We start from the raw sequence: 26,480 nt of genomic DNA on the forward strand, positions 1-26,480 counted from the left end.
GGAACTGCTTAACACTTACTGACTATTCAGGGCTTTCCTTACAGCTAGCGCGTTGAATGCGGGCGGTTTAGTCCTTACCCTCCACATGGAGAGTGGATTTATAAGGACATAAATACATGCTGACGATTAAATGGCGCCATCGGCTTTTAACGGCCGTTCTGTCGATCGTTGTGATTGGCTATGCCTGGATGAACTTCAGCCCCTCAAAACCGATCCATCCCCTGAAACGGGCATATCAGGTTAACCACAACACTTGGCTGTATATGACGGAACAAAATAGCGGCGGTGCTACCGTGCCTGTCGCTTATCGCTACTACCTGAGCAATCCATTAAGTGGCGATGACAGCGATATTGCCCGCCAGCTAAGTACCGCGACACCGCTCGTTGTCGGTTATGGCACCATTACCGATATTCAGATTGATGATAAAAACCTTGTTTCTGTCACCTACAGTGGGAAAGTGCTGTCGATATCTGACGATGCGACGCAGGTTCGCTTCAAGATACAGCAGCACCAAAACTGACTTTCCCTGCCCGCCTTCGCCGTGCTTTGTCACTGCGAAGGCGGGACGCCGTTTATTTAGTGCAGGCCCTGCACCAGTTCGCCGCTCATCCACGCCAGCCCTTTCTTCGTGCGCACAAAGCGCGGCGCGGTTAAATTCTCTTCCAGCAGGCTGAACAGCTGACTGAGAAGATCCGTCATCTGTATCTGTTGAGCCTGCCCAAGCTGCTGACCCAATAGCACCTGGGTTACGGCGCTGCAATATTCGCAAAGCACGTCGGAATCGGCCTCCGACACGGTGCCGGGCGCCGCCGCTTGCCCCTCTTCCACCGTTAACCGCTCAATCAAGTGCGGCGGCAGCGGGTGCGTTAAGACCACTCTCAGCACGTTAAACCCCGCCAGCAAACGCCCCACCAGCGCGATGTATTCCGCGTGGCTATGTGTTTCGGCTAATTCATCCACCCAGCAGCTGCAAATATCCAGCACATGAAATAAATCGTCCTTTGCGCCCAGCGGCATTTTTAATAACGCTGTGAACTCCGGAGCAATAATCGTTTGATCCTTCGTCATTTCCGTGTACGCAAATGTGTTACTATCGGCGTTAGCCATAATGTGACTCCTGGTTAGTTACGTTGTGGTTAGCCCCCGTCTGGTGTTGGTGCACCTTTCGGGGGCGAATTCTTTCTTTGGTTACCTTTGAATGCTTCTTGAGTATCAACTTCTGTTTTTATACTGGATAAGTCAACAGTGGTTTGGTTAAAAATTATTGGAAACCTAAAAAACTCGAGGGGGATCGCGGAAATGTGATAACTGGAAACTGGGGTTGCATTTGGGGACAGTTTTTTTGGTGTAGCCTTATGAAGTTTTTGGTTATTTCATCTTCCAAACTAAGCCAATTAAATATCACAAAAGCAATTATTACCCCATGTTATTTAAATTCAAGTTGTTAAAAATATCTCAATTAACTTATTTCAACTGATAAACCATCCTGATTGTGCAGGATCCATCGCAAGAAATGCTCAGTTAAATAGACTTCCATCTGCCATATTGAGTAGAAATGCGCGCAACCTACTAATATTAGTAGTCAGATTCCCATCGAATGATGTCAGGTTTTTTCTATATTTTGTTATATCATCCGTATGAGTAAAATCTGAAGCCCACTACTTTCACCTACTGTAAAAGACAGTCAAATAAATATTGCTGTTTATTTGTATTAAGAAGTGCTTAAGATATCTATGATTAATGAAAAGTCGAAAAAAGATTGACTTTTCTCGCTGAGGGTAAAGTAAACTAATGTTGATTTTGAGCAGGAATGTATGACCGATATCGGTGTAGCATTATCAATTGAAAAAATAGGTTTGAGACCAATTCTTGTTAGTACTCTGAAAACCCATTCTGTTGGAAGTTGCTAAGTACTTAGTGGAAGAACCCTCACTATTCCGTAGGTACATATAGAGTGGACACTTTGAAGATATTCTCTGCAGGACTGTTTCACTAAGTACATTCATGCAACCAACCGATATGGCATGATGAAATACGATGAGTAAAAAGTCATATCGTGAGAGCATCGGAATAGATCTATTGATCGACATTGGTGCTCGTTACAGAAACCGCTGCGCGAAGGTGACGATGATGAGCACGATACTAAATTAGGAGTTTTCGATGTCAGGAGTTGATTACCAAAAACAGGCTCAAGATTATTATGGCAAGGCTCCTCTCATAATCTTGGGCAGTGGAGCGTCGGCTGCCCATGGCATGTCTGGAATGGGAGCACTTGCGAAGCACTTGGTGGCAAATACCGATACTTCTGGCTTGTCTGCTGCTGAGATTGTAGCTTGGAGAAAATTTTGTGAAGTTTTATTAGACGGTGTTGATCTGGAGTCGGCGCTGCACCAAGTAGCCGTTACTGAAGAACTGACCTCCAGAATTATCATAGCAACTTGGACGCTCATCAATTCAGAAGACATTAAAATCTTCCACAATAGCCTTCAGAACCAAGCTATGTTTCCGCTAAGCCGCCTGCTGCGCCACATGTTCAAAAGCAGCCTCACCAAAATAAATATCGTGACTACTAATTATGACAGGCTGGCAGAATATGCCTGCGATCAAGAGGGGGCTCACCATTACACGGGATTCTCACACGGATTCTTTCGACAGCGCGCTACACCTAATGAAATAACATCTGCGCGCAGAGTGAATATCTGGAAGGTCCACGGTTCTCTGGACTGGTTTAAATCGCCCCTTGAAGACATCGTCGCCCTTTCAAACATTCAAGGAATACCTGCTAACTACAAGCCGGAAATCGTGACGCCGGGCACTCAGAAATATCAAACTACGCATTTGGAACCATATCGCTCGACTATTCACAATGCTGACCAGGCAATCAATGCTGCCAACTCCTTCCTGTGTATTGGCTACGGCTTCAATGACGAGCATATTCAACCGAACATCATGGCTAAATGCATTCGTCAGAATACCCCTATCACGATTATTACCTATACGCTCTCAGACGCTGTTAGGAAACTTATCCTTGATGGCAAGGCACAAAATTACTTAGCAATAGAACGGGGAGCCACAGACGAGCAGTCCATCGTCTACTCCTCTTTGAACAAGACTCCTCTGATAGTTGAAAGAAATATCTGGAGTCTTGAAAATTACCTATCACTAATCATGTAGGAGGAAGAGATGCCGATATTTAATTTTCGGGATGAAGACGCGCTTGGAAAAGTGGCCTCCGTCGATACAACAAATGTTATCGTTGACGTGGAAAATGTTGACCAGCTAAAAAGGTTACAAGTCAACCATCTGGCTGTGCTCCAAAGCAGCCGGCCTGGACAGCATCTCATCGGCCTCATAACCCAAGTAACCCGCAAGCGTGGCATCGAGGACATTGCCAACGATGGTATTAGCGAACAGACCTCAGAACTCAATCTGTGCAAAATTGCCCTGATTGGCACGATGCTAGATCGTGATGGAGAAAGAGAAAACGTCTTTCGCCGTACTTTGGAAAGCGTTCCAGAAATTGACGCGAATTGCTTTTCACTTGAGGGTGAAAACCTTACTAACTTTATGCGCACTCTCTCCAGCGTCTCAGCCGATGGCAATGCTCTGACGCTGGGAAAATATACGCTGGACGAACATGCCGTTGCATATCTCAACGGTAACAAGTTTTTCCAACGCCACGCCTTCATCGGCGGCAGTACCGGATCAGGCAAATCCTGGACGACAGCCAAGATCATTGAGCAGATGACAAGGCTCTCTACGGCCAACGCTATCGTTTTTGATCTTCATGGTGAATACGCGCCATTGGTTGGTCAAGGTATTCAGCATTTCAAGGTGGCCGGTCCCGCCGATGTTGAGGCCAAACGCACTATTGATGAAGGTGTACTTTACCTGCCTTACTGGTTGCTTTCGTATGAAGCGCTTGTTGCAATGTTTGTTGACCGGAGTGACCAGAATGCGCCCAATCAGGCAATGATCATCTCCCGTGAAATCAACCAGGCCAAAAGAAAATATCTTGAGGATGGTGACCAGAAAGAAATTCTGAAGCACTTCACCGTAGATAGCCCAGTTCCATTCGGTCTGGATGTTCTGATGGGCAGGCTGAACGAGATCAATGTAGAGATGGTTCCAGGAGCATCGACAGGTAAAGAAAAGCAGGGTGATTTTTTTGGAAAACTTGCCCGGATGATCTCCCGGCTAGAGAACAAAATCTCTGATAGACGCTTAGGGTTCCTGTTCAGCGGTGGTGACGACGTTTTGGATTTTTCTTGGCTTGAAAAATTCACCACTGCCATGCTCGGAAGCTCTGTAGAGAATGGCAAGGCTGGTATCAAGATAATCAACTTCTCTGAGGTTCCATCAGACGTTCTCCCACTGATCGTTTCTCTTGTCGCTCGAGTGACCTTCTCTGTCCAACAGTGGACTCCATCTGAGCTACGCCATCCTGTCGCGCTATTGTGTGACGAAGCCCATCTCTACATGCCTCAACGAAACATGGCTGTGTCCGCCGACGATATCTCCTTGGATATTTTCGAGCGCATAGCCAAGGAAGGCCGTAAGTATGGTGTCAGCCTTATCGTGATAAGCCAGCGTCCCTCCGAAGTGAATAAAACGATGCTAAGCCAGTGCAGCAACTTCGTGTCCATGAGACTGACTAACGCCGAAGATCAGGGGGTGATTAAAAGGCTTTTGCCCGATAGCCTCGGCGGGTTCAGCGACATCCTACCGACCCTTGATACAGGCGAGGCCTTGGTTGTTGGCGATGCGAGTTTACTTCCAAGCAGAATCAGGATCGATGAGCCCATAAACAAACCGAATAGCGGCACGGTTAATTTCTGGGATGAATGGCAAAAGCCAGTCAAAAACAAGCGACTGTTGATTGCGGTAGAAAATTGGCGTAAACAAAATATTCAGTAATGTCTTCACTGGATGTAAATGTTATTTGCATAGTATTACAGTATCCTGCAACCTCAAGCAAGAGCCCACTTGAGGTTGTCTCTGGAATAAGCTAAGTCTACGCGATCAATATTAAGCCGCTTGGCATTATATATTTCCACTAGACTGTAATTTCACCTAAAAGAGGATTTTAAAAGTTGGATACCAAAAGAAGATTAAAGCGTGCCTTGAGTGCTATTGATGATGCAACATCCACATTAAAAAGAGTTCGTTCAAAAGTAGAAAATGGCCGTTCAGATATATCTCGAGCCTTGAATGAGCTAGATGATGCTGAAACGAATATACGTAGGGCCATTCGTGAACTACCAGACGGCGTCTAATATATTTGGCCGCACAATTGCGGCCTTCATAGCCATAAACACTTCTCCGCGCTATTAATATAAAATAGTGGCCACATTATTTTAATGAAATCATAAAATTCAATTTTAATAATGAGTAAGCATAACACTTCACTTCCAATTAATGCAAATCACCCCCTGTTTTTTTTGATAAGTACTACCCACGAATCTAAATTCCAGTTGGTCTCCGACGCAGCCCGAAATTAGCCCCACCAGAATCAGAAGTCTTTTCTTCATGATAAATAGGTTCCTTTTTTAAACGATGTTCTGCCTTTATATTTTAAGCCTTATTAAATAATCAGTAACTCTATCTTTATACCCGTAAGAGAAATTACGTAGCACGTAAAACACACAGTTAGTTATATCCTTCCTCAAAAAATGTGACACACCACACATCCCAATATGCGATGCATCACATTCCTCGCTCATTACAGGTTATTCACACCCTGCTTTATTCTCCCATCATCATCTAACGCAAAATTAACCCTATACTTAACATCATTCATTTCATAGAGCAGGTTATAGGTAACACCTTTCTTAAGCATTAGATTAAAGCAATGATCCGGGTACTGTTTAGCGATATTATCGGCAAAAAACAAAGGTTCTCTATAGATATCGGCAGATGAACTTAAAATGTAATAGGTAATAACATCGCCTCTTTTGGAGTTAACACAGATGTAGTCATTATTTTTTTTAAAAATACTCCCGGCGTGTCTGAAATCAAGCCGGTCGCCAACACAGCCAGAAAGCATCAGCGCCAATAAAATCACAATATATTTCATAGTGGAAAACTCCCAAGCACGCGTTTGTATTTCAGGATAAGATTTCTGACGTTTTCTCGACGGTCGTAATCTTTATATCGGATGTTTCGGATATAGTTAGAGAAACCATAGTTCAATAACAGCCAATAATCACTGACTATCCCGGCCTGTTGCTCCATGCCATAGTCGGATAACTTTTTACCATTAAGATCATAGTAATAATCAACTGCCCAAGAAAATAAGCCTCTGGTTCTGACCATCATGCCTCGCTGATGCTGCCACACATGCACCATTTCATGTAAAAAAAGATGCTGTGAATCGACAGTAGCAACGGAATAATCATCCCGGTACACATTGGTTTCAAACCATATTTCGCCGTTAGGCGTCATGGCCGTATTACTTTCCTGAATATTGAAAGGAAGATAACTCCCGTGATGAATCCAGACTTGATGGTAACGAATTGATGATGCAAAAGTCTTTTGTGCGAGAGCAATCTCGCCAGTTGTTAGCAGTCTTAAACCGCCTCTTTTCAACATAAAATCATCCTTTATTTATATGTATTATCGTCCTGGTTTCTAATATGCCTTAAACATTCACATAGAGAATATTAGCTGCGAATACATTCCTCCTGTAGATATGAAAATAGTGGTAAAAGAAAAGAGGCTCTCGCCTCCTTCCCTTTCACTCACTCAAAGCAAAGCGCCCATCACCCCTTCTTCCCCACCAGCTCAGCAATCCGCACAATCACCGCCACCGCTTTCTCCATCCCTTCCAGGGTCACGAACTCGTGCTTGCCGTGGTAGTTATAGCCGCCGGTGAACAGGTTCGGGCACGGCAGGCCTTTGAAGGAAAGCTGGGCGCCGTCGGTGCCGCCGCGGATCGGCTTCATGAGGGGCTCGATGTCGCAGTCGCGCATCGCCTGCTGGGCCACTTCGACAATATAAGGATGCCCGGCCACCTTCTCGCGCATGTTGTAATAGCTGTCTTCTATGACCAGCTCGATATAGCAGTCCGGGTGCAGGCCTTTGCCGACTTTCTTGGCGATCTCCATCATTTTGCGCTTGCGGGCTTCGAACTGCTCGCGGTCGAAGTCGCGGATGATGTAGTGCATCTCGGCGCGGTCGACGGAGCCTTTCATGGTGTTCAGGTGGTAGAAGCCTTCGTAGCCTTCGGTGCACTCCGGGCTTTCGTCCGCCGGGACTTCGGCGTGGATGCGCGCCGCCAGCGACAGGGCATTCACCATCACGCCTTTGGCGGTGCCGGGGTGCACGTTGTTGCCGACGATTTTGATGGTCACGGAGGCGGCGTTGAAGTTCTCGCTTTCCAGCTCGCCCACGCCGCCGCCGTCCACGGTGTAGGCCCATTCGGCGTCAAAGGCGTCGACGTCGAAGAAGTGCGCGCCCTTCCCGACTTCCTCGTCCGGGGTGAAGGCCACGCGAATGTCGCCGTGCGGGATGTTTTTGCCTTTTAATACCGCCAGCGCGGTCATGATTTCCGCCACGCCCGCTTTGTCGTCCGCGCCCAGCAGGGTTTTGCCGTCGGTGGTGATCAGCGTCTGGCCCATCAGCTGGTGCAATACGGGGAACATCACCGGGGAAAGGATTTCATCGCCGATGCCGAGCGCGATGTCGCCGCCGCGGTAGTTCTCGACGATCTGCGGGTTCACGTTTTTGCCGGTGAAGTCCGGCGCGGTGTCAACGTGGGAGATAAAACCAATGGCCGGAACAGCGTGCCCGACGTTCGACGGCAGCGTGCCCATCACCGTGCCGTGGTCGCTGAGCGTGACGTCCACCAGCCCCAGTTGCTCCAGCTGCTCTTTTAACAGTCGCAGGAGCTTCCATTGCCCTTCGGTGCTCGGCACCTGCCTAACGCCGGGTTTGGATTGTGTATCCAGAGAGACATACTGCAAAAAGCGCTCAAGTAATTTATCCATTTAGCCACCCTCGTTTTTAGTGACATCAATTATCAATAAGCCGCATCGGGCAGATATTGCGTCAGGTCACTTTTAGTCGGTTACGGAAAAAAATAGTTTTCGCAGAACGAGACGTGAAATCATGAAAATATCACTTTAACCGTAGACGATAACGGCCACGGTTTCTGGCCATCGGGATTGGCGATCCCGCCGCTTTGCCGTAGAATGCCAGCCCTTACTCAACGTGCCAAAACCCAAGGTGGTTAATCACAAACCCCGTATCCTTCGCTCCGGATACGTCATTTATGGGACAGCGTAAAAAATTGAAAAAACAGCCTCGTTCGCACTCCATGCTGGTCAACCTGGCGGGAGTCGCCAAGCGCTTTGATGGTAAATCCGTAATTTCTGACTTCTCCCTCACCATTAATCATGGTGAATTCCTGACGCTGCTCGGCCCTTCCGGCTGCGGCAAAACCACCGTTCTGCGCCTTATCGCCGGGTTAGAAACCGTCGATGCCGGGCAAATCACGCTCGATAATCAGGACATTACCCATGTGCCTGCCGAGCACCGCCACGTGAATACCGTTTTCCAGAGCTACGCCCTGTTTCCGCACATGACGGTGTTTGAAAACGTCGCCTTTGGCCTGCGGATGCAGAAAACGCCGGCGGCGGAAATCACCCCGCGCGTGACCGACGCGCTGAAAATGGTGCAGCTGGAAGAGTTCGCCCAGCGCAAGCCGAACCAGCTTTCCGGCGGCCAGCAACAGCGCGTCGCCATCGCCCGCGCGGTGGTGAATAAGCCCCGGCTGCTGTTACTCGATGAGTCGCTGTCGGCGCTGGACTACAAGCTGCGCAAGCAGATGCAGAACGAGCTCAAAGCCCTGCAGCGCAAGCTCGGCATTACGTTTGTGTTCGTCACGCACGATCAGGAAGAAGCCCTCACCATGTCCGACCGTATCGTGGTGATGCGCGACGGCAAGATTGAGCAGGACGGCACGCCGCGAGAAATTTATGAAGAGCCAAAGAATCTGTTTGTGGCGAGCTTCATCGGCGAGATCAATATCTTTGACGCGACGGTGCTCGAACGCATCGACGAGCAGCGCGTGCGGGCGAACGTGGAAGGCCGCGAATGCCATATCTTCGTGAACCAGCCGGTGACCGTCGGGCAAAGCCTGAAGGTGCTGCTGCGCCCGGAAGATTTGCGCGTGGAAGAGGTAAACGACGCCCGGGAAGTGGACGGACTGATTGGCTACGTGCGCGAGCGCAACTACAAAGGCATGACGCTGGAGTCCACCGTCGAGCTTGAAAACGGCAAGCTGGTGATGGTCAGCGAGTTCTTTAACGAAGACGACCCGGACTTTGACCATACGCTGGATCAAAAAATGGCGGTGACCTGGGTAGAAAGCTGGGAGGTTGTGCTGGCAGATGAAGAGCTCGCGTAAATTCCAGAATGTGGTGATTGCTACCGTGGTGGGCTGGCTGCTGCTGTTTGTCTTCCTGCCCAACCTGATGATCATCGTCACCAGCTTCCTGACTCGCGATAACGACAACTTCGTGAGTCTGGTGTTTACGCTGGATAACTACACCCGGCTGGCCGACCCGCTGTACGCCCAGGTGCTGCTGCACTCGCTGAACATGGCGGCGATAGCCACGCTGGCCTGCCTGGTGCTCGGCTACCCTTTCGCCTGGTTTCTGGCGCGGCTGCCGGCAAAGGTGCGGCCGCTGCTGCTGTTCCTGCTGATTGTGCCGTTCTGGACCAACTCGCTGATCCGCATTTACGGGCTGAAGATTTTCCTCAGCACCAAAGGCTACCTCAACGAGTTTCTACTGTGGCTGGGGCTTATTGATACGCCGATCCGCATCATGTTCACCCCGAGCGCGGTGATTATCGGCCTGGTGTATATCCTGCTGCCGTTTATGGTGATGCCGCTCTACTCCAGCATTGAGAAGCTGGACAAGCCGCTGCTTGAGGCGGCGCGGGATCTCGGCGCCAGCAAGCTGCAAACTTTTGTGCGCATTATTCTGCCGCTGACCATGCCGGGGATTGTCGCCGGCTGCCTGCTGGTGATGCTGCCGGCGATGGGGCTGTTTTACGTCTCGGACTTGATGGGCGGCGCGAAGAATCTGCTGATCGGCAACGTGATTAAGAGCCAGTTCCTCAACATTCGCGACTGGCCGTTTGGCGCGGCGACGAGCATTACGCTGACGCTGGTAATGGGCCTGATGCTGCTGGTGTACTGGCGCGCGGCGCGCCTGCTGAATAAAAAGGTGGAACTGGAATGATCGGACGCCTGCTTCGCGGCGGCTTTATGTCCGCCATTTACGCTTTTTTGTATATCCCGATCGTTATCCTGATCGTGAACTCGTTCAATAGCTCTCGCTTCGGCATTAACTGGCAGGGGTTCACCACCCACTGGTACAGCCTGCTGATGAATAACGACAGCCTGCTGCAGGCCGCAAAGCATTCGCTGACGATGGCGGTGTTTTCCGCCAGCGCCGCCACGCTTATCGGCTCGCTTACCGCCGTGGCGCTCTACCGCTATCGCTTTCGCGGCAAACCGTTCGTCAGCGGGATGCTGTTTGTGGTGATGATGTCCCCGGACATCGTAATGGCTATCTCGCTGCTGGTGCTGTTTATGCTGCTGGGAGTGTCGCTTGGCTTTTGGTCGCTGCTGTTTTCCCACATCACCTTCTGCCTGCCATTTGTGGTGGTCACCGTTTACTCGCGCCTGAAAGGGTTCGACGTGAAGATGCTGGAAGCGGCGCGTGACCTGGGCGCCAGCGAGCTGACCATTCTGCGCAAGATTATTCTGCCGCTGGCGATGCCCGCCGTGGCCGCAGGCTGGCTGCTGAGCTTTACCCTGTCGATGGACGATGTGGTGGTGTCTTCGTTCGTTACGGGGCCGAGCTACGAGATCCTGCCGCTAAAAATTTACTCGATGGTCAAGGTCGGCGTTTCGCCGGAAGTGAACGCCCTGGCCACCATTCTGCTGTTACTTTCACTGCTGCTGGTGATCGCCAGCCAGCTGATTCTTCGCGATAAAACTCAACCTCAGGGGACGTTAAAATGAAAAAATGGCCACGCCACCTGCTTGCTGCGGGCGCTCTGGCGCTCAGCTTCGGCGCCGCACATGCCGACGACAGCAAGACGCTTTATTTCTACAACTGGACCGAGTACGTGCCGCCTGGCCTGCTGGAGCAGTTCACCAAAGAGACCGGCATCAAGGTGATTTATTCGACCTACGAGTCGAACGAAACCATGTACGCCAAGCTCAAGACCTACAAAGACGGCGCGTACGATTTAGTGGTGCCGTCCACCTACTTTGTGGCGAAGATGCGCAAAGAAGGGATGATCCAGAAGATCGACAAGAGCCAGCTCAGCAACTTTAAAAATCTCGATCCGGAGATGCTGAACAAGCCGTTCGACCCGAATAACGACTATTCCATCCCGTATATCTGGGGCGCCACGGCGATTGGCGTGAACCGCGAGGCTATTGATCCGAAAAGCGTCACAAGCTGGGCCGACCTGTGGAAGCCGGAGTATAAGCAAAGCCTGCTGCTGACCGACGACGCGCGCGAAGTGTTCCAGATGGCGCTGCGCAAGCTGGGCCTGTCCGGTAACACCACCGATCCGAAAGAGATTGAGGCCGCGTACCACGAGCTGCAAAAGCTGATGCCCAACGTGGCGGCGTTTAACTCCGACAACCCGGCCAACCCGTATATGGAAGGTGAAGTGAACCTCGGTATGGTGTGGAATGGCTCGGCATACGTCGCTCGCCAGGCCGGTACGCCGCTGGAGATCGTCTGGCCGAAGGAAGGCGGGATTTTCTGGATGGATAACCTGTCGATTCCGGCCAACGCGAAGAACGTCGACGGCGCGCTGAAGCTGATTAACTTCCTGCTGCGCCCGGACGTGGCTAAGCAGGTGGCGGAGACTATCGGCTACCCGACGCCAAACCTCGAAGCCCGCAAGCTGCTGCCGAAGAACGTGGCGGATGATAAGTCGCTGTACCCGGATGCAGAGGTGATTAAGGATGGCGAGTGGCAAAATGATGTGGGTGACGCGAGCGCGCTGTATGAGTCTTATTATCAGCGGTTGAAGGCGGGGCGGTAAGTTTACCCTCACCCAAAACGGGATCGAGGTTGGTATTTTCCCCTCACCCTAACCCTCTCCCCATAGGGGAGAGGGGATTGGATCGAGTTCGGTTTTCCCCTTCACCCTAACCCTCTCCCCATAGGGGAGAGGGGATTGGATCGAGTTCGGTTTTCCCCTTCACCCTAACCTTCTCCCCAAAGGGGGGAGGGAACTGGATCGAGTTTGGTTTTCCCCTTCTCCCTAACCCTCTCCCCAAAGGGAAGAGGAGACTGGATCGAGTTCGGTTTCCCCTTGACCCTAACCCTCTCCCCAAAGGGAAGAGGAGACTGGATCGAGTTCGGTTTTCCCCCTCTCCCTTTCAGGGAGAGGGCCGGGGTGAGGGTTAACAGCCGACTACAATCCTTTCAAAAGCTTATCCACAAATTCCGGCACCACCTGGCTCGCCAGACCGTAATGCTTCTCTTCAAACTCGCTGCCGACCTGGCTTGGCTCCAGGTTCAGCTCTACGGTATGCGCCCCCTGCAAACGGGCCTCGTGCACAAAGCCCGCCGCCGGGTAAACGTGCCCGGAAGTGCCAATGGCAATAAAGTAGTCTGCGGTGGCGATCGCCTGGTAAATCTCGTCCATGCCCAGCGGCATTTCGCCGAACCAGACGACGTGCGGACGCAGCGCCGAGGAAATCTGGCAGCAGTGGCAGCGGTCTTCCGGAGTAATGTCGTCCTTCCAGTCCAGCACCTGGCCGCTGCTGGCGCAGCGAACCTTGAGCAGCTCGCCGTGCATGTGGATGACGTTTTTACTGCCCGCCCGCTCGTGGAGGTTGTCGATATTCTGGGTGACCAGCACAAAATGGTCGCCCAGCGCCTCTTCCAGCTTCGCCAGCGCCAGGTGCGCGGCGTTGGGCTGGATTTCCGGCTGCTGAAGCTGGCGGCGGCGGTCGTTATAAAACCGCTGCACCAGCGCCGGGTCGCGAGCAAAGCCTTCCGGCGTTGCCACGTCTTCGACGCGGTGCTCTTCCCACAGCCCGTCCGCTGCCCTGAAGGTACGAATGCCTGACTCCGCGGAGATCCCCGCGCCGGTAAGTACAACAACTCTTGGTTTGTCCATCGCTTCCGGTCCTGGTCTGTCTCTGAAAAAGATGCGCTGACGCAAACGTTGGCGCAGCAGGCGTTTGTTCTTCCGAAACCGGCTCAGCCGGTGCTGACGACGAGAAAGCATGACTTACTCCGTGTAGTGGAGGAATGCCGCACCGCGCATACCGCCTGCATCACCGTGGCGCGCCTGTTCGATACGCGGCACTGCGGCAACCGGCAGCAGGTACTTCGGCAGGCGTGCCGGCAGTTGGGCGTAGATATCGCTAAAGTTAGACAATCCTCCGCCAATCACCACCAGATGCGGGTCAATTGAGGTCAATAAATTGCCGAGGCAGGCCGCCAGCAGCTCCAGGAAACGGTCCACGTGCTCGATGGCCTGCTCGTCGCCCTGGCGATAGCGGGAGATGATCTCTTTCGCGTCCAGCGGCTCCTGGTAGAAGTGCTGCCATAGCCAGGCAAAGCCGCGCCCGGAGAGGTAGTTTTCAATGCAGCCGTTTTTACCGCAGCCGCAGCGGGTGAAAGGAATGTCGCGCCCGAGGATTTCCAGCGCGTCCACCGGCAGGCGGGTATGGCCGAATTCGCCGGTGATGTAGCTGCGACCGGTGATAGATTTGCCGTTGATGATGATGCCACCGCCGACGCCAGTGCCGAGGATCAGCCCCATCACCACCGGGTAGTTGAGGAACTCGTCGTCCCAGGCTTCGGAAAGCGCGAAGCAGTTGGCGTCGTTGTCGATGCGCACGTCGCGATCAAGCATGGCGCTCAGGTCTGCGCGAAGCGGTTTGCCGCTGGCAGCCGGAACGTTAGCGGCATAAAGCGTGCCGTCGTCGGTTTCCGGCATGCCCGGAATGCCGATGCCTACAGAACCGCGGCAGTTAAACTTTTCGTCGGCCTGCGCCACCAGCCCGACCACCGCGTCGAGGAAATTTTCGTAACTGTCATGAGGAGTAGCAACCCGGGCTTCCCAAAGTAAACGCCGCTGCTGGTCGTAAACGCCGAGTGCAATCTTAGTGCCGCCGATATCAAATCCGTAATACATCGCTGCTCCCAATGCCCGCTGTGCTTCAAGCTGCGCCTGGGTTCTGCCGGGTCACAGCGCGAATGATGTAGGGCAAATTATAGTTAATTGAATTTATTGTCCGCTTAGCACCCTTGCCGGATCGATATTGCTTGCGCGCCGGGCCGGGTACCAGCTAGCCAGAAGGCTGAGGACCAGCGCCGTCACCAGAACGTAAACCACGTCCAGCCAGTGCAGCTCAGAAGGTAAGAAATCAATGAAATAAATATCACCGGACAGGAAATGGTGCCCGATGAGTTTTTCAATCACGCCGATAATGTTGGTCAGCTGCCAGGATGCCAGCACGCCGACCACCACACCGCTGACGCTGCCCAGCAGCCCGGCCAGCAGCCCGTACCAGACGAAAATAGCGCGAATCAGGCCGTCTTTGGCCCCTAAGGTTCGCAGCACCGCGATGTCGCTGCTCTTGTCTTTCACCGCCATCACCAGCGTGGAAACGATGTTAAAGCAGGCCACGCCGATCACCAGCACCATCGCCAGATACATGATGGCGCGGATCATCTGGATGTCGCGGTACATATAGCCGTAGGTATCAATCCAGCTGCTGATACGCACGTAAGAATTGGTTGCCAGCCCGGCGTCGCGCACCAGCTGCCGGGCGTTAAACACGTCATTCACCTTAATGGCGATGCCGGTCACGCTGTCGCCCATATCCAGGTAGCCCTGGGCATCCTGCAGCGGCACCATGGCCAGGCTATGATCCAGCTGGCCGCTCAGCGCCAGAATACCGGCGATTTGCAGCCGGACGCGCTTGGGTTGCATCAATTTGGTGCCGCCGTCGCTGTTGGGGATCATGATCGACACCCAGTCGCCCTGCTTCACCTTCAGCGCGTCCGCCACGCCTTTGCCCATGATGATTTGCTGCTGCCCGGCCTTAAAGTTCGCCCAGGCATTGTTCTGCACGTACTGTGGTAGCGCGCTCAACTGCTTTTCCTGCACCGGATCAACGCCCTTCACTTCCACGGCGCGCAGGTTTGCCCCACTTTCCACCAGCCCGGTAAAACGAATATACGGCGCGGCGGCGACGATGCCTTTGACGCCTTCCACCTCGGGCAGCGCACGCTGCCAGTTGGTAAAGGGCTGGTTCACCGGCTCAATGTCACCGTGAGGCACCACGGCAAGAATGCGGTTTTTCAGCTCGCGCTCGAAGCCGTTCATCGCGCTCAGGCCGACGATCAGCACCGCTACGCCCAGCGCAATGCCGAGCGTGGAGATCACCGAGATCAGCGACACCATGCCGCTGCGGCGTCGCCCGCGGCTGAAACGCAGGCCAATTAATAATGAAAGCGGGGAAGCCATTACTGCGCTCCCATCAACGTCAGGTCGCTGGTTAAGCGGCCATCGCGCATTTCGAGCTGGCGGGACATGCGTTTCGCCAGCTGCAGGTCGTGGGTAACCACCAGGAAGGCGGTGCCCTGACGCACGTTCAGCTCGCCCAGCAGCTCGAAAATACTGTCGGCGTTGCGCGCGTCCAGGTTACCGGTCGGCTCATCCGCCAGCACCAGACGCGGGTTGTTCACCAGCGCACGGGCAATGGCCACACGCTGACGTTCGCCGCCGGAGAGCTCCGACGGACGGTGGCTGCTGCGGTGATCCAGCCCCACGGCGGCCAGCATCTCCAGCGCACGCTTCTGCACTTCTTCCGGCTTTTTCTTGCCGATAAGCAGCGGCATCGCCACGTTTTCCAGCGCGGTGAAGTCCGGCAGCAGGTGGTGGAACTGATAGATAAAGCCCAGCTCGCGGTTACGCAGCTCCGCCTTCGCCGCCGACGAGAGTTTGCTCATCGCCTGGCCGTTGAACACCACGTCGCCGGAAGTCGGCGTGTCCAGGCCGCCCAGCAGGTGCAGCAAGGTACTTTTGCCGGAGCCAGAGCTGCCGACAATCGCCATCAGTTCACCCGCGTTGATGCTGAAGCTGACATCGTGCAGCACATCCGTTTGCACTTTGCCTTCCTGATAGCGTTTGCACAGGTTGTCACACTGCAACAGGACAGAATTACTCATAACGTAAAGCCTCAGCGGGTTGGGTCGCGGCGGCACGCCACGAAGGGTAAAGCGTGGACAGCAAAGCAATGGCCATCGCCACGATGGCAATCACCACAACCTGTACCGGTTCGATGGCAACCGGCAGGGCCGCGCCATCAAGCAGGATGCCAATGATCGGCATTAAATTATTCAACTGGCTGGCAAGCAGCGCCCCGAGTAAAGCCCCGAGCAGCGCGCCAATCACGCCCGCGCCCGCGCCCTGCACCATAAACACCGTCATGATCTGGCGGCGGGTCAGCCCCTGAGTTTGCAGAATCGCCACTTCGCCCTGCTTTTCCATCACCAGCAGGCCAAGGGAAGTAATGATGTTAAAGGCGGCGACGGCCACGATCAGGCTCAGCAGCAGCCCCATCATGTTTTTCTCCATGCGCACGGCCTGGAACAGCTCGCCTTTGCGCTCGCGCCAGTCTTTCCATTCGGTGCCCTGCGGCAGCGCTTGCTGGCTGAGAACATCCACCTTCAGCGGTTCCGCCAGCCATAAACGCCAGCCGGTGATATTGCCCGCCGGGTAGCGCATCAGGCGCGAGGCGTCCTGCTGGTTGACCAGCATCTGGTAGCCGTCTACTTCGCTGTTGGCGGCGAAGGTACCAATCACGGTGAACAGACGCTGGCTCGGCAAACGCCCCATCGGCGTAAACTGGCTGGCGGACGGGACCATAATGCGGATGGTTTCCCCGCGCTTAACGCCCAGAGCGCCCGCGAGCTGCTCGCCAAGGATGACGTTGTACTGCCCGGCCACCAAATCCGCCTGCTTAACGTTAACCAGGTACGGGGAAAGCGGATCTTTCTCGTCCGGCTGCACGCCCAGCATTACGCCAACCCCCACGCTGCGGGCGCTTTGCAGCACCACGTCGCCGGTAGTCAGCGGCGCAATACGCGTCACGCCCTGAAGTTTCAGGGAGTCGGCAGGAAGTTGCTGGGGATTAATGGAGCCGGAAGGTGAAGTGATTAACGCCTGCGGCATCAGGCCGAGGATGTTGTTTTGCAGCTCACGCTCGAAGCCATTCATCACCGAAAGCACCGTGACCAGCGCCATCACGCCGAGGGTGATGCCAATCGTCGACAGCCAGGAGACAAAGCGACCGAAGCGGTCCGCTGCTCGCCCACGCATGTAGCGCAGGCCTATAAATAACGCGACAGGTTGATACATGAAATCCGTCTTGTTGCGGGTTGCCTAAGCAAAGATCCGGGAAGTATACGACACCTCCCCGGCCAAATGAATTCCGTCGACTAAATTATTCCCGTTACATCTCAAGTGCCTGCACCTTTTCCTAAATTTACCAAATCAGCGCCAAAAACAGACAATTGGGGTCGAGATCGCATCGGTTTGACACCAGGATAGCAGGCCCATGACAACTGGAGCCCGTCACGACGCGGATATCGCATGAAGAAAAAGCAACTCTGGATCAACCAAATCAAAGGATTATGCATTTGCCTGGTGGTTATCTACCATTCAGTGATTACCTTCTACCCTCACCTCACGTCTCTCGGGCCAGGCCTGAATCAGTATGTCGCCAAACTCTGGGTTTACCTTAATCTCTACCTCGCCCCCTTCCGAATGCCGGTGTTCTTCTTTATTTCCGGCTACCTGATTACTCGCTATATCCACGAGGTGAAATGGCGCGACAGCGTGGACAAGCGGCTGTGGAATATTTTCTACGTGCTGTTACTGTGGGGCCTGATTCAGTGGGTCGCGCTCACGCACCTCAACCAGTGGCTGGCCCCCGATCTCGAGCGCAATCCGACGTCTAACGCCGCCTACGCCGACTCGCTGGCGCAGTTTGCCCTTAGCATGGCGAAGGCCAGCACCAGCCTGTGGTATCTCTACGCTCTGGTGGTTTACTTCGTGATGTTTAAAGCCCTACGCCGCTACCGCATTCCGGTGCTGGTGGTGCTGATGGGCATCAACGTTCTTATCGCCTTTGTGCCGCTCCCGTGGTGGGGACTGAACAGCGTGGTGCGTAATATGGTGTATTACGGCCTCGGCGCCTGGTTTGGCCCTTTGCTGATGGCCTGGATGAAAAACTTCCGCTTTTCGCAACACCCGTTTGTCTGCGCAGGCATCGCCCTGGGATCGCTGGCGCTTTACTTTGTGAACATACCGCTGGTGATTTCTCTGGTGTCTATCGTGGCTATCCTGCGCGGGTTCTATTTGCTGAACGGCTGGCGCGAAGCACGTGAAGACGGCTTCCTCAACGTGGTGGGCTCGAATACGATTGCCATTTACACCACGCACCGCATTTTGATCGAAGCGATAAGCCTCCTGGTGCTGGCTAAAATTAATAACGGCGGGATGTCTGACAAGCTGCTGCTGGCGATTCTGCTGGTCTATCCGTTTGTTAGTCTCGGGATTTGTACGCTGGCCGGCCTCGGTTTCCGCAAGCTCTCCGTCGCGCTGTTCGGCGATCTGTTTTTCTCTCCCCCCAAACAGATCGCCGCCAGCCGGTAAAGACTTCAGCAGCCCGCGTGAGCGGGTTGCTTTTACATGGATTAAGCCTGTACGTCGCGAGTCACCGCTATTGGCATAGCCGGCGTCTCTTTTGGCGCGGCTGACGGCGGCACTTTGCGATATTTATCCAACAGGTGAATCTGGATTTTGCGAAGCCGGTCGCCGTTCAGGCGATAAAAACGGAAATAAAGCCCCAGCGTAATGGCAAAGAACAGCGCCGGGAGCGCAATCATGATGAACTGCATCCCGAGAATGGTTTCGGCAGACTGCGCCACGTTAGGCGCATAGCCAATCACGCCCAGCACAACCGCGATAAAGAAGGCCGAAAACGCCGAGCCGCCCTTCACCACCATCGTCTGTACCGCATAGGCAATACTTTCACAGCGAACGTTAAACTTGTACTCGCCGTAATCAACGGTATCCGCCACCATAATCACCTGCAGCACCCAGAACAGCGCGGTGCCGACGTTCAGGAATACGCCCGCGAGGCAAATCACCAGCACATTAGCCGAGCCCGTCAGCGCCATCACCAGCAGTACGCCGCTGCTGGCTATCGGCAGAAGCGACGCTCCCGCCCATAAAATACGCCGGGACAGCGCTTTCGCCAGGCGTGGGAAGAGTATTAGCGTGAGCAAGTTTGCCGCCCCTGCATAGGAGAGATAGTACGGGAAGAGATCGGCATTGCCGACGACGTAGGTGAAATAGTAAATGGCAAAGCCGGTAATGATATTGGACGCGACGTTGTAGGCCAGAGCCATTCCCAGCAGGCACGAAAGCTGGTCATTTTTGTAGATCAGGGCGAGAATCGCTTTCAGCGACAGCCGGCTGCTGTCCGCCGTGGCTTCATTGTCTGACGAGAAAACCTCATGGACGTTACGCAGGGTGACAATCGTTGAGGCGATAAAGAACGCGATCAGCACCAGCGTGAACATCTGAAAACCAAACCCGCGATCGGCCCCTCCCACATAGTTCACGAACGGCAGCGTTACTCCCGCGGTCACAAATCCGGCAAGGCTGGCAAAAAAGCGCGGGAACGGCACCAGCTGTTCACGTTCGCGTTTATCCAGCGTGATGGTTGGCACCAGGGACCAGAAAGGAATATCCATCAGGGTATAGGTTGTCCCCCAGAGGATGTAGGTCACGCAGACAAACACCACCTGCGTAGTGCCTTCAAACAGGTGGGCGCTGAAGAGTAAAAACAGCATCAGCGAGTTCGTCAGCGTCCCAAGCAGGATCCATGGCTTAAATTTACCCCACCGGGAGCGCGTGGCGTTCACAATCCAGCCCATCACCGGATCGTTAAACGCGTTCCAGATTTTTGCCACCAGAAACAGGGTGCCCACCACGCCCACTGATAAACCCACCACATCGGTGTAGTAGTACATCAGGTACATGTAGACGATCCCGATGGCGAAATCCTTACCAAATGCACCGAATCCGTAACTGAGTTTTGTTTTCAGAGAGATGCTCATAGGGTACCGGGTCACCGTTACCGGCGCCCGCCTTCTGTTATTAGAAAGATCAACGCCGGGGCTTATACCCGGCGTCGTTTTTTATTAGCGGTGTAACCAGGCGGGCAGCCAGTCACCGTGGGCGGCAATCAGGTCATCCACCAGCGCGTAAATCTCGTCTATGCCCAGTACGGCGGCGGTATGCGGATCCATCAATGCCGCATGATAAACGCGGGCGCGGTTTTCGGTCAGAATGGCCTCGGTCAGCAGCGTCTGCACGTTGATGTTGGTTTGCATCATAGCGGCCAGATGCGACGGAATCGCCCCAACTTTTGTAGGCTGTATGCCGTTGGCATCCACCAGGCAGGCTACCTCAACACAGCTGCCCTGCGGCAGGTTGTCGATAAGCCCGTCATTACGGACGTTGCCGTAAATCACGCTGGGCTCACCGGTCCAGATGGCATTCATAATGGTGCTGGCATACTCGCGCGACGGCTTAATATCGATGCGCTCAGCGGTTTTGTACTCCGCCAGCTCTTTATGCCAGTTCGCCAGCTGTTCAACACAGCGTTTCGGGTATTCATCCAGCGGCACTTTATAGCGCTCAATCAAGTCTTCGCGCCCCGGCTTGATAAACCACGGGGTGTATTCCGCAAAGTGTTCTGATGACTCGGTGACAAAATAGCCCAGCTTTTTAAACATCTCGTAGCGCACTATATTCTGGCAGCGTTCATTGCCGTGAATATTGGGTTTCGGTGCCTGGCCCGCCTCGTAGGCCGCGAGCAGTTCCGGATAGAGGCTGACGTAATGCCCTTCAGCGGTTTTGCGCTCCAGCTCAAGGTAGAACGCCATATGGTTAATCCCGGCGCTACGGTAGCGCAGCGTGGCGGGATCAATGTTCAGGTCACGCGCCAGCTCTTCCGCCGTGCCCTGTACCGAATGGCACAGACCCACCTGCTTAATGTGCGGGTAGCGGGCATACATCGCCCAGGTGTTCATCGCCATCGGGTTCACATAGTTAAGCATCGTCGCGTTCGGGCATACTTCAGTCATATCATCGCAAATCTGCCACAGGTGCGGGATGGTACGCAGGGCGCGCATAATACCGCCGGGGCCTAACGTATCGGCGATGGTTTGCTCCAGGCCATGCCGCTTGCACACCTCAAAATCGGTGACGGTGCATGGCTCGTAGCCGCCAATCTGGAAGGCGACCACCACGAAATCCGCCCCTTCCAGCGCTGTTTTTTGATCGGTGTGGCAGGTGATGTGACCGGAGGCCCCGGCGGAATCCATCAGTTTACGCACCACGATGTGTGACTCTTCCAGACGCGTCTCGTCAATATCCATCAGCGCAATGTGCGCCGATTTAAGCGCCTCGCGATGAAAAACATCGCCGAGAATATTTTTGACGAAAATGGTCGACCCCGCGCCGATAAAGGTAATTTTTGGTGCTGTCATCATGACTCTCCAGAACAGTAGTTAACGTCTGAATCGTGGCACGCCCGTCCGGCAAAAACCTCCATCTTCCCCAATGAGCATTCCCGGAAACTCAGATCTGATGCCGGCCAATATGGGATCTGAGTTTTTGGGAGTAAATAGGCTAAAAAGCAGAGTATCCGGCCTGCTAACCAGGCTAATATCTCTCAATGAGGCGGAAGCAGCGTCCTTACTGATGGCATGATTCTGATAATTCAGGAACCGGAGTGACGATGAGCGACGAACCCATTACCTTTCTGCCGCCTGACCCACATATGTGCAACGGCGATGAGAAGCAGACCCGCAGCCCGCTATCGCTTTATTCTGAATATCAGCGTATGGACATTGAGCTGCGCCGCCCGCACGCCATGGCCGCCAGCCACTGGCACGGCCAGGTGGAGGTCAACGTGCCGTTTGATGGCGACGTGGAATATCTGATTAACAACGAAGTGGTACAGATAAAACAAGGCCATATCACCATGTTCTGGGCCAGTACGCCGCACCAGTTAACGCGCCCGGGCCAGTGCCGGCAAATGGCGATTTTTAGCCTGCCGATGCACCTGTTTCTCTCCTGGCCGCTGGACCGCGAACTGATTAACCACATCACCCACGGTATGGTGGTGAAATCGCTGGCGACCCAGCAGCTCAGTACCTTTGAAGTCCTGCGCTGGCAGCAGGAGGCCAACAGTCCTAATGAACAGATACGCCAGCTGGCGATCGATGAAATCGGCCTGATGCTTAAGCGCTTTTGCCTTTCGGGATGGCAGCCTATCCTGAAAGACAAAACTTCGCGTACCCACAAAAACAGCGTCTCGCGCCATGCACAATTCTACGTCAGCCAGATGCTCGGTTTTATTGCCGATAATTACGATCAGGCGCTGACCATCAACGCCGTTGCGGATCACGTTAAACTCAACGCCAACTACGCAATGGGGATTTTCCAGCGCGTCATGCAGCTCACCCTGAAGCAGTACATTACGGCGATGCGCGTAAACCACGTGCGCGCCCTGCTCAGCGATACCGACAAAACCATCCTCGATGTGGCGATGATCGCGGGCTTCCGCTCCAGCAGCCGATTCTACAGCACCTTCAGCCGCTACGTCGGCATGTCGCCACAGCAATACCGCAGGCTCAGCCAGCAGAAAAGACAAATGCTCTGAACCGCACCGATGGTTATTTTCAGCGGTTGCACTCCCGCCGCCATCACGGATAATAAGTAGAGAAAATTTATATTATTACCGTGAAAACACGGCTTTCTGGAGAACGCGCGCTGACTATGCCTGAACATGTCCGTTACACCCTACCGAGTAAACCTGGCGAACAACGCCTGCTGGGCGAGCTGACCGGTTCGGCCTGCGCGACCGAAGTCGCCGAAATTGTTGAACGCCATAGCGGTCCGGTGGTGCTGATTGCCCCGGACATGCAAAACGCGCTGCGCCTGCACGATGAAATCACCCAGTTCACCGACAACCTGGTGGTCAATCTGGCCGACTGGGAAACGCTGCCTTACGACAGCTTCTCGCCGCATCAGGAAATCATCTCGTCACGCCTGTCCACGCTGTATCAGCTGCCGACCATGCAGCGCGGCGTGCTGATCATGCCGGTGAATACGCTGATGCAGCGCGTTTGCCCGCACAGCTACCTGCACGGCCACGCCCTGGTGATGAAAAAAGGTCAGCGCCTGTCGCGCGATAACCTGCGCGCGCAGCTGGAACAGGCCGGGTATCGCAGCGTCGATCAGGTGATGGAGCACGGCGAATTTGCCACCCGTGGCGCCCTGCTCGACCTCTACCCGATGGGCAGCGCCCAGCCGTACCGCATTGACTTCTTTGATGATGAAATCGACAGCCTGCGCGTCTTCGACGTCGATTCCCAGCGTACGCTGGAAGAAGTGGACGCCATCAATCTGCTGCCGGCCCACGAATTCCCGACCGACAAAAACGCCATTGAGCTGTTCCGCAGCCAGTGGCGCGACAAATTCGACGTCAAGCGCGACGCCGAACATATCTACCAGCAGGTGAGCAAGGGCACGCTGCCTGCCGGGATCGAATACTGGCAGCCGCTGTTCTTCAGCGAACCGCTGCCGACGCTGTTTAGCTATTTCCCGGCGAATACGCTGCTGGTGAATACTGGCGATCTGGAAGCCAGCGCCGGGCGCTTCTGGCTGGACGCGAATGCCCGCTTTGAAAATCGCGGCGTGGACCCGATGCGCCCGCTTCTGCCGCCGGAAGATCTGTGGCTGAAAACCGATTCGCTGTTTAGCGAGCTGAAAGCCTGGCCGCGCGTGCAGCTCAAAACGGCTTCGCTGGCGAAGAAAGCCGCCAACGTGAACCTGGGTTACCAGGCGTTGCCGGACCTGGCCGTTCAGGCGCAGCAAAAAGCCCCGCTGGACAGCCTGCGGAAGTTCCTCGAATCCTTCTCCGGGCCGGTTATTTTCTCGGTCGAAAGCGAAGGCCGCCGGGAAGCGCTGGGCGAACTGCTCGGGCGCATTAAAGTCGCGCCAAAACGCATTTACCGCCTGGAAGAAGCCGAAGGCAACGGCCGCTATCTGATGATCGGCGCCAGCGAGCACGGCTTTATTGATACCCTGCGCAACCGGGCGCTGATTTGCGAAAGCGACCTGCTGGGCGAGCGCGTCAGCCGTCGTCGTCAGGACAGCCGCCGCACCATTAACCCGGACACGCTGATCCGCAACCTGGCCGAGCTGCATGCGGGCCAGCCGGTGGTTCACCTGGAACACGGCGTGGGCCGCTACGCCGGGTTGACCACCCTGGAAGCCGGGGGCATTACCGCCGAATACCTGATGCTGACCTACGCGGGCGACGCCAAACTTTACGTGCCGGTTTCGTCCCTGCACCTGATCAGCCGCTACGCCGGCGGTGCCGACGAAAATGCGCCGCTGCACAAGCTGGGCAGCGATGCCTGGTCCCGCGCCCGCCAGAAAGCAGCAGAGAAAGTGCGCGATGTCGCCGCCGAACTGCTGGATATCTATGCCATGCGCGCCGCCAAAGAAGGCTTTGCCTTTAAGCACGACCGCGAACAGTATCAGCTGTTCTGCGACGGCTTCCCGTTTGAAACTACGCCGGACCAGGCCCAGGCCATCAACGCCGTGCTGAGCGACATGTGTCGCCCGCTGGCGATGGACAGACTGGTGTGTGGCGACGTCGGCTTCGGTAAAACCGAAGTTGCAATGCGCGCCGCATTCCTGGCGGTAGAGAACAACAAACAGGTGGCGGTGCTGGTGCCGACGACCCTGCTGGCTCAGCAGCACTACGACAACTTCCGCGACCGCTTTGCCAACTGGCCGGTGCGCATTGAGATGCTCTCCCGCTTCCGCAGCGCCAAAGAGCAGACGCAAATTCTGGAACAGGCAAGCGTTGGGAAAATCGATGTTCTGATCGGCACCCACAAGCTGCTGCAGGCCGATGTGAAATGGCGCGATCTTGGGCTGTTGATCGTGGATGAAGAGCACCGCTTTGGCGTGCGCCACAAAGAGCGCATCAAAGCGATGCGTGCCGACGTGGATATCCTGACGCTGACCGCAACGCCAATTCCGCGAACCCTGAATATGGCGATGAGCGGCATGCGCGACCTGTCGATTATCGCCACGCCACCGGCTCGCCGCCTGGCGGTGAAAACCTTCGTGCGCGAGTACGATGCCCTGGTTGTACGCGAAGCTATCCTGCGTGAAGTGCTGCGCGGCGGTCAGGTTTACTATCTCTTCAACGACGTCGAAAATATCCAGAAAGCCGCCGATAAGCTGGCTGAACTGGTGCCAGAAGCGCGTATTGCCATCGGCCACGGCCAGATGCGCGAGCGCGAGCTGGAACGGGTGATGAACGACTTCCACCACCAGCGTTTTAACGTGCTGGTATGTACCACGATCATCGAAACCGGGATCGATATTCCAACCGCCAATACCATTATTATTGAGCGGGCCGACCACTTTGGCCTGGCGCAGCTGCACCAGCTGCGCGGCCGCGTCGGGCGTTCTCACCACCAGGCCTATGCCTGGCTGCTGACGCCTCACCCGAAAGCGATGACCACGGACGCGCAAAAACGCCTGGAGGCGATTGCCTCGCTGGAAGACTTAGGCGCCGGGTTCGCGCTGGCTACTCACGATCTGGAAATTCGCGGCGCGGGCGAGCTGCTGGGGGAAGATCAGAGCGGGCAAATGGAAACTATCGGCTTCTCGCTCTATATGGAGCTGCTGGAAAACGCCGTCGATGCGCTGAAAGAGGGACGCGAGCCTTCGCTGGAAGACCTCACCAACAGCCAGACGGAAGTCGAGCTGCGTATGCCTGCCCTGCTGCCGGATGATTTTATCCCCGACGTTAATACGCGCCTGTCGTTCTACAAGCGAATCGCCAGCGCTAAAGGCGAGCACGAGCTGGACGAGCTGAAAGTTGAGCTGATCGACCGATTTGGCCTTCTGCCGGATGCGGCCCGTAATCTGCTGGATATCGCCGCGCTGCGCCAGCAGGCACAGAAGCTGGGCGTGCGTAAGATTGAGGGCAATGAAAAAGGCGGCACCATCGAGTTCGCGGAGAAAAACCACGTTGACCCGGTGTGGCTGATTGGCCTGCTGCAGAAGCAGCCGCAGCATTACCGCCTTGACGGCCCTACCCGACTGAAGTTCTTCCAGGAGCTTGAGGACAGAAAAACCCGCATGGAATGGGTGCGTAACTTTATGCGCAGCCTGGCGGAAAACGCCGCGGCCTGACGTCTCTGCGCCTTACCGCCCGGTAAGGCGCAATTTTCTGTGACATTTACACACTCTTTGCAATCCCCAGGACTTCCCGACACACAGCTCAGCGATAATTGGC

The 26,480-nt window shown here is 54.6% G+C and carries 22 protein-coding genes; 11 read left to right on the forward strand and 11 right to left on the reverse strand.

The features are described 5' to 3' along the window. Nucleotides 1–116 precede the first annotated feature (116 nt). Nucleotides 117–521, forward strand: a complete 405-nt coding sequence (locus F3J29_RS08910) for a hypothetical protein (RefSeq protein WP_166865390.1) — start codon at nucleotides 117–119, stop codon at nucleotides 519–521. Nucleotides 522–577: 56 nt separating this feature from the next. Here the strand turns inward: F3J29_RS08910 and F3J29_RS08915 are convergent, their stop codons facing one another. Further along, complete coding sequence (locus F3J29_RS08915; RefSeq protein WP_166865393.1) at nucleotides 578–1,108, reverse strand: hypothetical protein; 531 nt, start codon at nucleotides 1,106–1,108, stop codon at nucleotides 578–580. Nucleotides 1,109–2,161: 1,053 nt separating this feature from the next. Here F3J29_RS08915 and F3J29_RS08920 point away from each other — a divergent pair. From F3J29_RS08920 to F3J29_RS08930, 3 genes are all read left to right on the forward strand, one after another. Continuing rightward, nucleotides 2,162–3,175, forward strand: coding sequence for an SIR2 family protein (locus F3J29_RS08920; RefSeq protein WP_166865395.1), 1,014 nt, complete (start codon nucleotides 2,162–2,164; stop codon nucleotides 3,173–3,175). A 9-nt stretch (nucleotides 3,176–3,184) separates the two neighbouring features. Continuing rightward, a complete protein-coding gene (locus F3J29_RS08925; RefSeq protein ID WP_166865398.1) occupies nucleotides 3,185–4,918 on the forward strand; it encodes an ATP-binding protein in 1,734 nt (577 codons plus the stop codon). 176 nt (nucleotides 4,919–5,094) lie between these two features. Then, nucleotides 5,095–5,277: a hypothetical protein gene (locus tag F3J29_RS08930; protein WP_166865401.1), complete on the forward strand. Its 183-nt coding sequence runs from the start codon at nucleotides 5,095–5,097 to the stop codon at nucleotides 5,275–5,277. A gap of 446 nt (nucleotides 5,278–5,723) precedes the next feature. On the opposite strand, the gene F3J29_RS08935 is transcribed toward F3J29_RS08930, so the two are convergent. From F3J29_RS08935 to pepT, 3 genes are all read right to left on the reverse strand, one after another. Beyond that, a complete protein-coding gene (locus F3J29_RS08935; protein WP_166865404.1) occupies nucleotides 5,724–6,077 on the reverse strand; it encodes a putative T6SS immunity periplasmic lipoprotein in 354 nt (117 codons plus the stop codon). Further along, entirely contained in the window at nucleotides 6,074–6,592 is a 519-nt protein-coding gene (locus F3J29_RS08940; RefSeq protein WP_166865407.1) for a type IV secretion protein Rhs, read from the reverse strand. The genes F3J29_RS08935 and F3J29_RS08940 overlap by 4 nt, the downstream gene beginning before the upstream one ends. Before the next feature lie 170 nt (nucleotides 6,593–6,762). Beyond that, entirely contained in the window at nucleotides 6,763–7,989 is a 1,227-nt protein-coding gene (pepT, locus tag F3J29_RS08945; protein ID WP_166865410.1) for a peptidase T, read from the reverse strand. A 284-nt stretch (nucleotides 7,990–8,273) separates the two neighbouring features. Between pepT and potA the strand changes: the two genes are divergently transcribed. Genes potA through potD form a run of 4 tightly spaced genes read left to right on the forward strand, consistent with a single transcriptional unit; the run spans nucleotide 8,274 to nucleotide 12,082 of the window. After that, on the forward strand, nucleotides 8,274–9,410 hold the full coding sequence (gene potA / locus F3J29_RS08950) for a spermidine/putrescine ABC transporter ATP-binding protein PotA (RefSeq protein WP_166865413.1): 1,137 nt from the start codon (nucleotides 8,274–8,276) through the stop codon (nucleotides 9,408–9,410). Then, nucleotides 9,394–10,251, forward strand: coding sequence for a spermidine/putrescine ABC transporter permease PotB (potB, locus tag F3J29_RS08955; protein ID WP_154187628.1), 858 nt, complete (start codon nucleotides 9,394–9,396; stop codon nucleotides 10,249–10,251). Before potA ends, potB begins: the two co-directional genes overlap by 17 nt. Beyond that, nucleotides 10,248–11,039 (forward strand): spermidine/putrescine ABC transporter permease PotC, encoded by a 792-nt coding sequence (gene potC, locus F3J29_RS08960; RefSeq protein ID WP_166865415.1) that lies wholly within the window; start codon nucleotides 10,248–10,250, stop codon nucleotides 11,037–11,039. The genes potB and potC overlap by 4 nt, the downstream gene beginning before the upstream one ends. Further along, entirely contained in the window at nucleotides 11,036–12,082 is a 1,047-nt protein-coding gene (gene potD / locus F3J29_RS08965) for a spermidine/putrescine ABC transporter substrate-binding protein PotD (protein WP_166865418.1), read from the forward strand. The genes potC and potD overlap by 4 nt, the downstream gene beginning before the upstream one ends. A 375-nt stretch (nucleotides 12,083–12,457) precedes the next feature. On the opposite strand, the gene cobB is transcribed toward potD, so the two are convergent. The 5 genes from cobB to lolC form a co-directional block, all read right to left on the reverse strand. Further along, nucleotides 12,458–13,279 carry a Sir2 family NAD+-dependent deacetylase gene (gene cobB, locus F3J29_RS08970; RefSeq protein ID WP_166865421.1) on the reverse strand — a complete coding sequence of 274 codons (822 nt, stop codon included), beginning with the start codon at nucleotides 13,277–13,279 and terminating at the stop codon, nucleotides 12,458–12,460. Between the two features lie 3 nt (nucleotides 13,280–13,282). Beyond that, nucleotides 13,283–14,194, reverse strand: a complete 912-nt coding sequence (nagK, locus tag F3J29_RS08975) for an N-acetylglucosamine kinase (protein ID WP_166865424.1) — start codon at nucleotides 14,192–14,194, stop codon at nucleotides 13,283–13,285. Between the two features lie 93 nt (nucleotides 14,195–14,287). Then, nucleotides 14,288–15,532 carry a lipoprotein-releasing ABC transporter permease subunit LolE gene (gene lolE, locus F3J29_RS08980; protein WP_166865427.1) on the reverse strand — a complete coding sequence of 415 codons (1,245 nt, stop codon included), beginning with the start codon at nucleotides 15,530–15,532 and terminating at the stop codon, nucleotides 14,288–14,290. Then, nucleotides 15,532–16,236, reverse strand: coding sequence for a lipoprotein-releasing ABC transporter ATP-binding protein LolD (gene lolD, locus F3J29_RS08985; protein WP_039292004.1), 705 nt, complete (start codon nucleotides 16,234–16,236; stop codon nucleotides 15,532–15,534). The genes lolE and lolD overlap by 1 nt, the downstream gene beginning before the upstream one ends. Next, the gene (gene lolC / locus F3J29_RS08990) at nucleotides 16,229–17,428 is read right to left on the reverse strand and encodes a lipoprotein-releasing ABC transporter permease subunit LolC (RefSeq protein ID WP_166865431.1); all 1,200 of its coding nucleotides are present in this window, start codon (nucleotides 17,426–17,428) and stop codon (nucleotides 16,229–16,231) included. Before lolC ends, lolD begins: the two co-directional genes overlap by 8 nt. A 234-nt stretch (nucleotides 17,429–17,662) precedes the next feature. Here lolC and F3J29_RS08995 point away from each other — a divergent pair, with 234 nt between their 5' ends. Further along, the gene (locus F3J29_RS08995) at nucleotides 17,663–18,727 is read left to right on the forward strand and encodes an acyltransferase family protein (RefSeq protein WP_166865434.1); all 1,065 of its coding nucleotides are present in this window, start codon (nucleotides 17,663–17,665) and stop codon (nucleotides 18,725–18,727) included. 41 nt (nucleotides 18,728–18,768) lie between these two features. On the opposite strand, the gene melB is transcribed toward F3J29_RS08995, so the two are convergent. Both melB and melA read right to left on the reverse strand, forming a co-directional pair. Further along, entirely contained in the window at nucleotides 18,769–20,199 is a 1,431-nt protein-coding gene (melB, locus tag F3J29_RS09000) for a melibiose:sodium transporter MelB (protein ID WP_166865437.1), read from the reverse strand. 84 nt (nucleotides 20,200–20,283) lie between these two features. After that, nucleotides 20,284–21,639 (reverse strand): alpha-galactosidase, encoded by a 1,356-nt coding sequence (gene melA, locus F3J29_RS09005; RefSeq protein WP_166865440.1) that lies wholly within the window; start codon nucleotides 21,637–21,639, stop codon nucleotides 20,284–20,286. A 248-nt stretch (nucleotides 21,640–21,887) separates the two neighbouring features. Here melA and melR point away from each other — a divergent pair, with 248 nt between their 5' ends. Next, nucleotides 21,888–22,814 (forward strand): transcriptional regulator MelR, encoded by a 927-nt coding sequence (melR, locus tag F3J29_RS09010; protein ID WP_166865443.1) that lies wholly within the window; start codon nucleotides 21,888–21,890, stop codon nucleotides 22,812–22,814. Between the two features lie 116 nt (nucleotides 22,815–22,930). Next, nucleotides 22,931–26,377: a transcription-repair coupling factor gene (gene mfd, locus F3J29_RS09015; RefSeq protein WP_166865445.1), complete on the forward strand. Its 3,447-nt coding sequence runs from the start codon at nucleotides 22,931–22,933 to the stop codon at nucleotides 26,375–26,377. Nucleotides 26,378–26,480: the final 103 nt, after the last annotated feature.

This window comes from Enterobacter sp. Cy-643, from assembly GCF_011752815.1.
Lineage (GTDB): Bacteria > Pseudomonadota > Gammaproteobacteria > Enterobacterales > Enterobacteriaceae > Cedecea.

What these genes read in the sequence shown, in the direction of transcription:
- F3J29_RS08915 (WP_166865393.1), bottom strand. Translation starts at nt 1,108, where the DNA reads ATGGCTAACGCCGATAGTAACACATTTGCGTACACGGAAATGACGAAG.
- potC (WP_166865415.1), top strand. Translation starts at nt 10,248, where the DNA reads ATGATCGGACGCCTGCTTCGCGGCGGCTTTATGTCCGCCATTTACGCT.
- melB (WP_166865437.1), bottom strand. Translation starts at nt 20,199, where the DNA reads ATGAGCATCTCTCTGAAAACAAAACTCAGTTACGGATTCGGTGCATTT.
- F3J29_RS08935 (WP_166865404.1), bottom strand. Translation starts at nt 6,077, where the DNA reads ATGAAATATATTGTGATTTTATTGGCGCTGATGCTTTCTGGCTGTGTT.
- nagK (WP_166865424.1), bottom strand. Translation starts at nt 14,194, where the DNA reads ATGTATTACGGATTTGATATCGGCGGCACTAAGATTGCACTCGGCGTT.
- lolC (WP_166865431.1), bottom strand. Translation starts at nt 17,428, where the DNA reads ATGTATCAACCTGTCGCGTTATTTATAGGCCTGCGCTACATGCGTGGG.
- potD (WP_166865418.1), top strand. Translation starts at nt 11,036, where the DNA reads ATGAAAAAATGGCCACGCCACCTGCTTGCTGCGGGCGCTCTGGCGCTC.
- F3J29_RS08925 (WP_166865398.1), top strand. Translation starts at nt 3,185, where the DNA reads ATGCCGATATTTAATTTTCGGGATGAAGACGCGCTTGGAAAAGTGGCC.
- F3J29_RS08940 (WP_166865407.1), bottom strand. Translation starts at nt 6,592, where the DNA reads ATGTTGAAAAGAGGCGGTTTAAGACTGCTAACAACTGGCGAGATTGCT.
- cobB (WP_166865421.1), bottom strand. Translation starts at nt 13,279, where the DNA reads ATGCTTTCTCGTCGTCAGCACCGGCTGAGCCGGTTTCGGAAGAACAAA.
- melA (WP_166865440.1), bottom strand. Translation starts at nt 21,639, where the DNA reads ATGATGACAGCACCAAAAATTACCTTTATCGGCGCGGGGTCGACCATT.
- potA (WP_166865413.1), top strand. Translation starts at nt 8,274, where the DNA reads ATGGGACAGCGTAAAAAATTGAAAAAACAGCCTCGTTCGCACTCCATG.
- F3J29_RS08995 (WP_166865434.1), top strand. Translation starts at nt 17,663, where the DNA reads ATGAAGAAAAAGCAACTCTGGATCAACCAAATCAAAGGATTATGCATT.
- potB (WP_154187628.1), top strand. Translation starts at nt 9,394, where the DNA reads ATGAAGAGCTCGCGTAAATTCCAGAATGTGGTGATTGCTACCGTGGTG.
- lolE (WP_166865427.1), bottom strand. Translation starts at nt 15,532, where the DNA reads ATGGCTTCCCCGCTTTCATTATTAATTGGCCTGCGTTTCAGCCGCGGG.
- pepT (WP_166865410.1), bottom strand. Translation starts at nt 7,989, where the DNA reads ATGGATAAATTACTTGAGCGCTTTTTGCAGTATGTCTCTCTGGATACA.
- F3J29_RS08910 (WP_166865390.1), top strand. Translation starts at nt 117, where the DNA reads ATGCTGACGATTAAATGGCGCCATCGGCTTTTAACGGCCGTTCTGTCG.
- melR (WP_166865443.1), top strand. Translation starts at nt 21,888, where the DNA reads ATGAGCGACGAACCCATTACCTTTCTGCCGCCTGACCCACATATGTGC.
- F3J29_RS08920 (WP_166865395.1), top strand. Translation starts at nt 2,162, where the DNA reads ATGTCAGGAGTTGATTACCAAAAACAGGCTCAAGATTATTATGGCAAG.
- lolD (WP_039292004.1), bottom strand. Translation starts at nt 16,236, where the DNA reads ATGAGTAATTCTGTCCTGTTGCAGTGTGACAACCTGTGCAAACGCTAT.
- mfd (WP_166865445.1), top strand. Translation starts at nt 22,931, where the DNA reads ATGCCTGAACATGTCCGTTACACCCTACCGAGTAAACCTGGCGAACAA.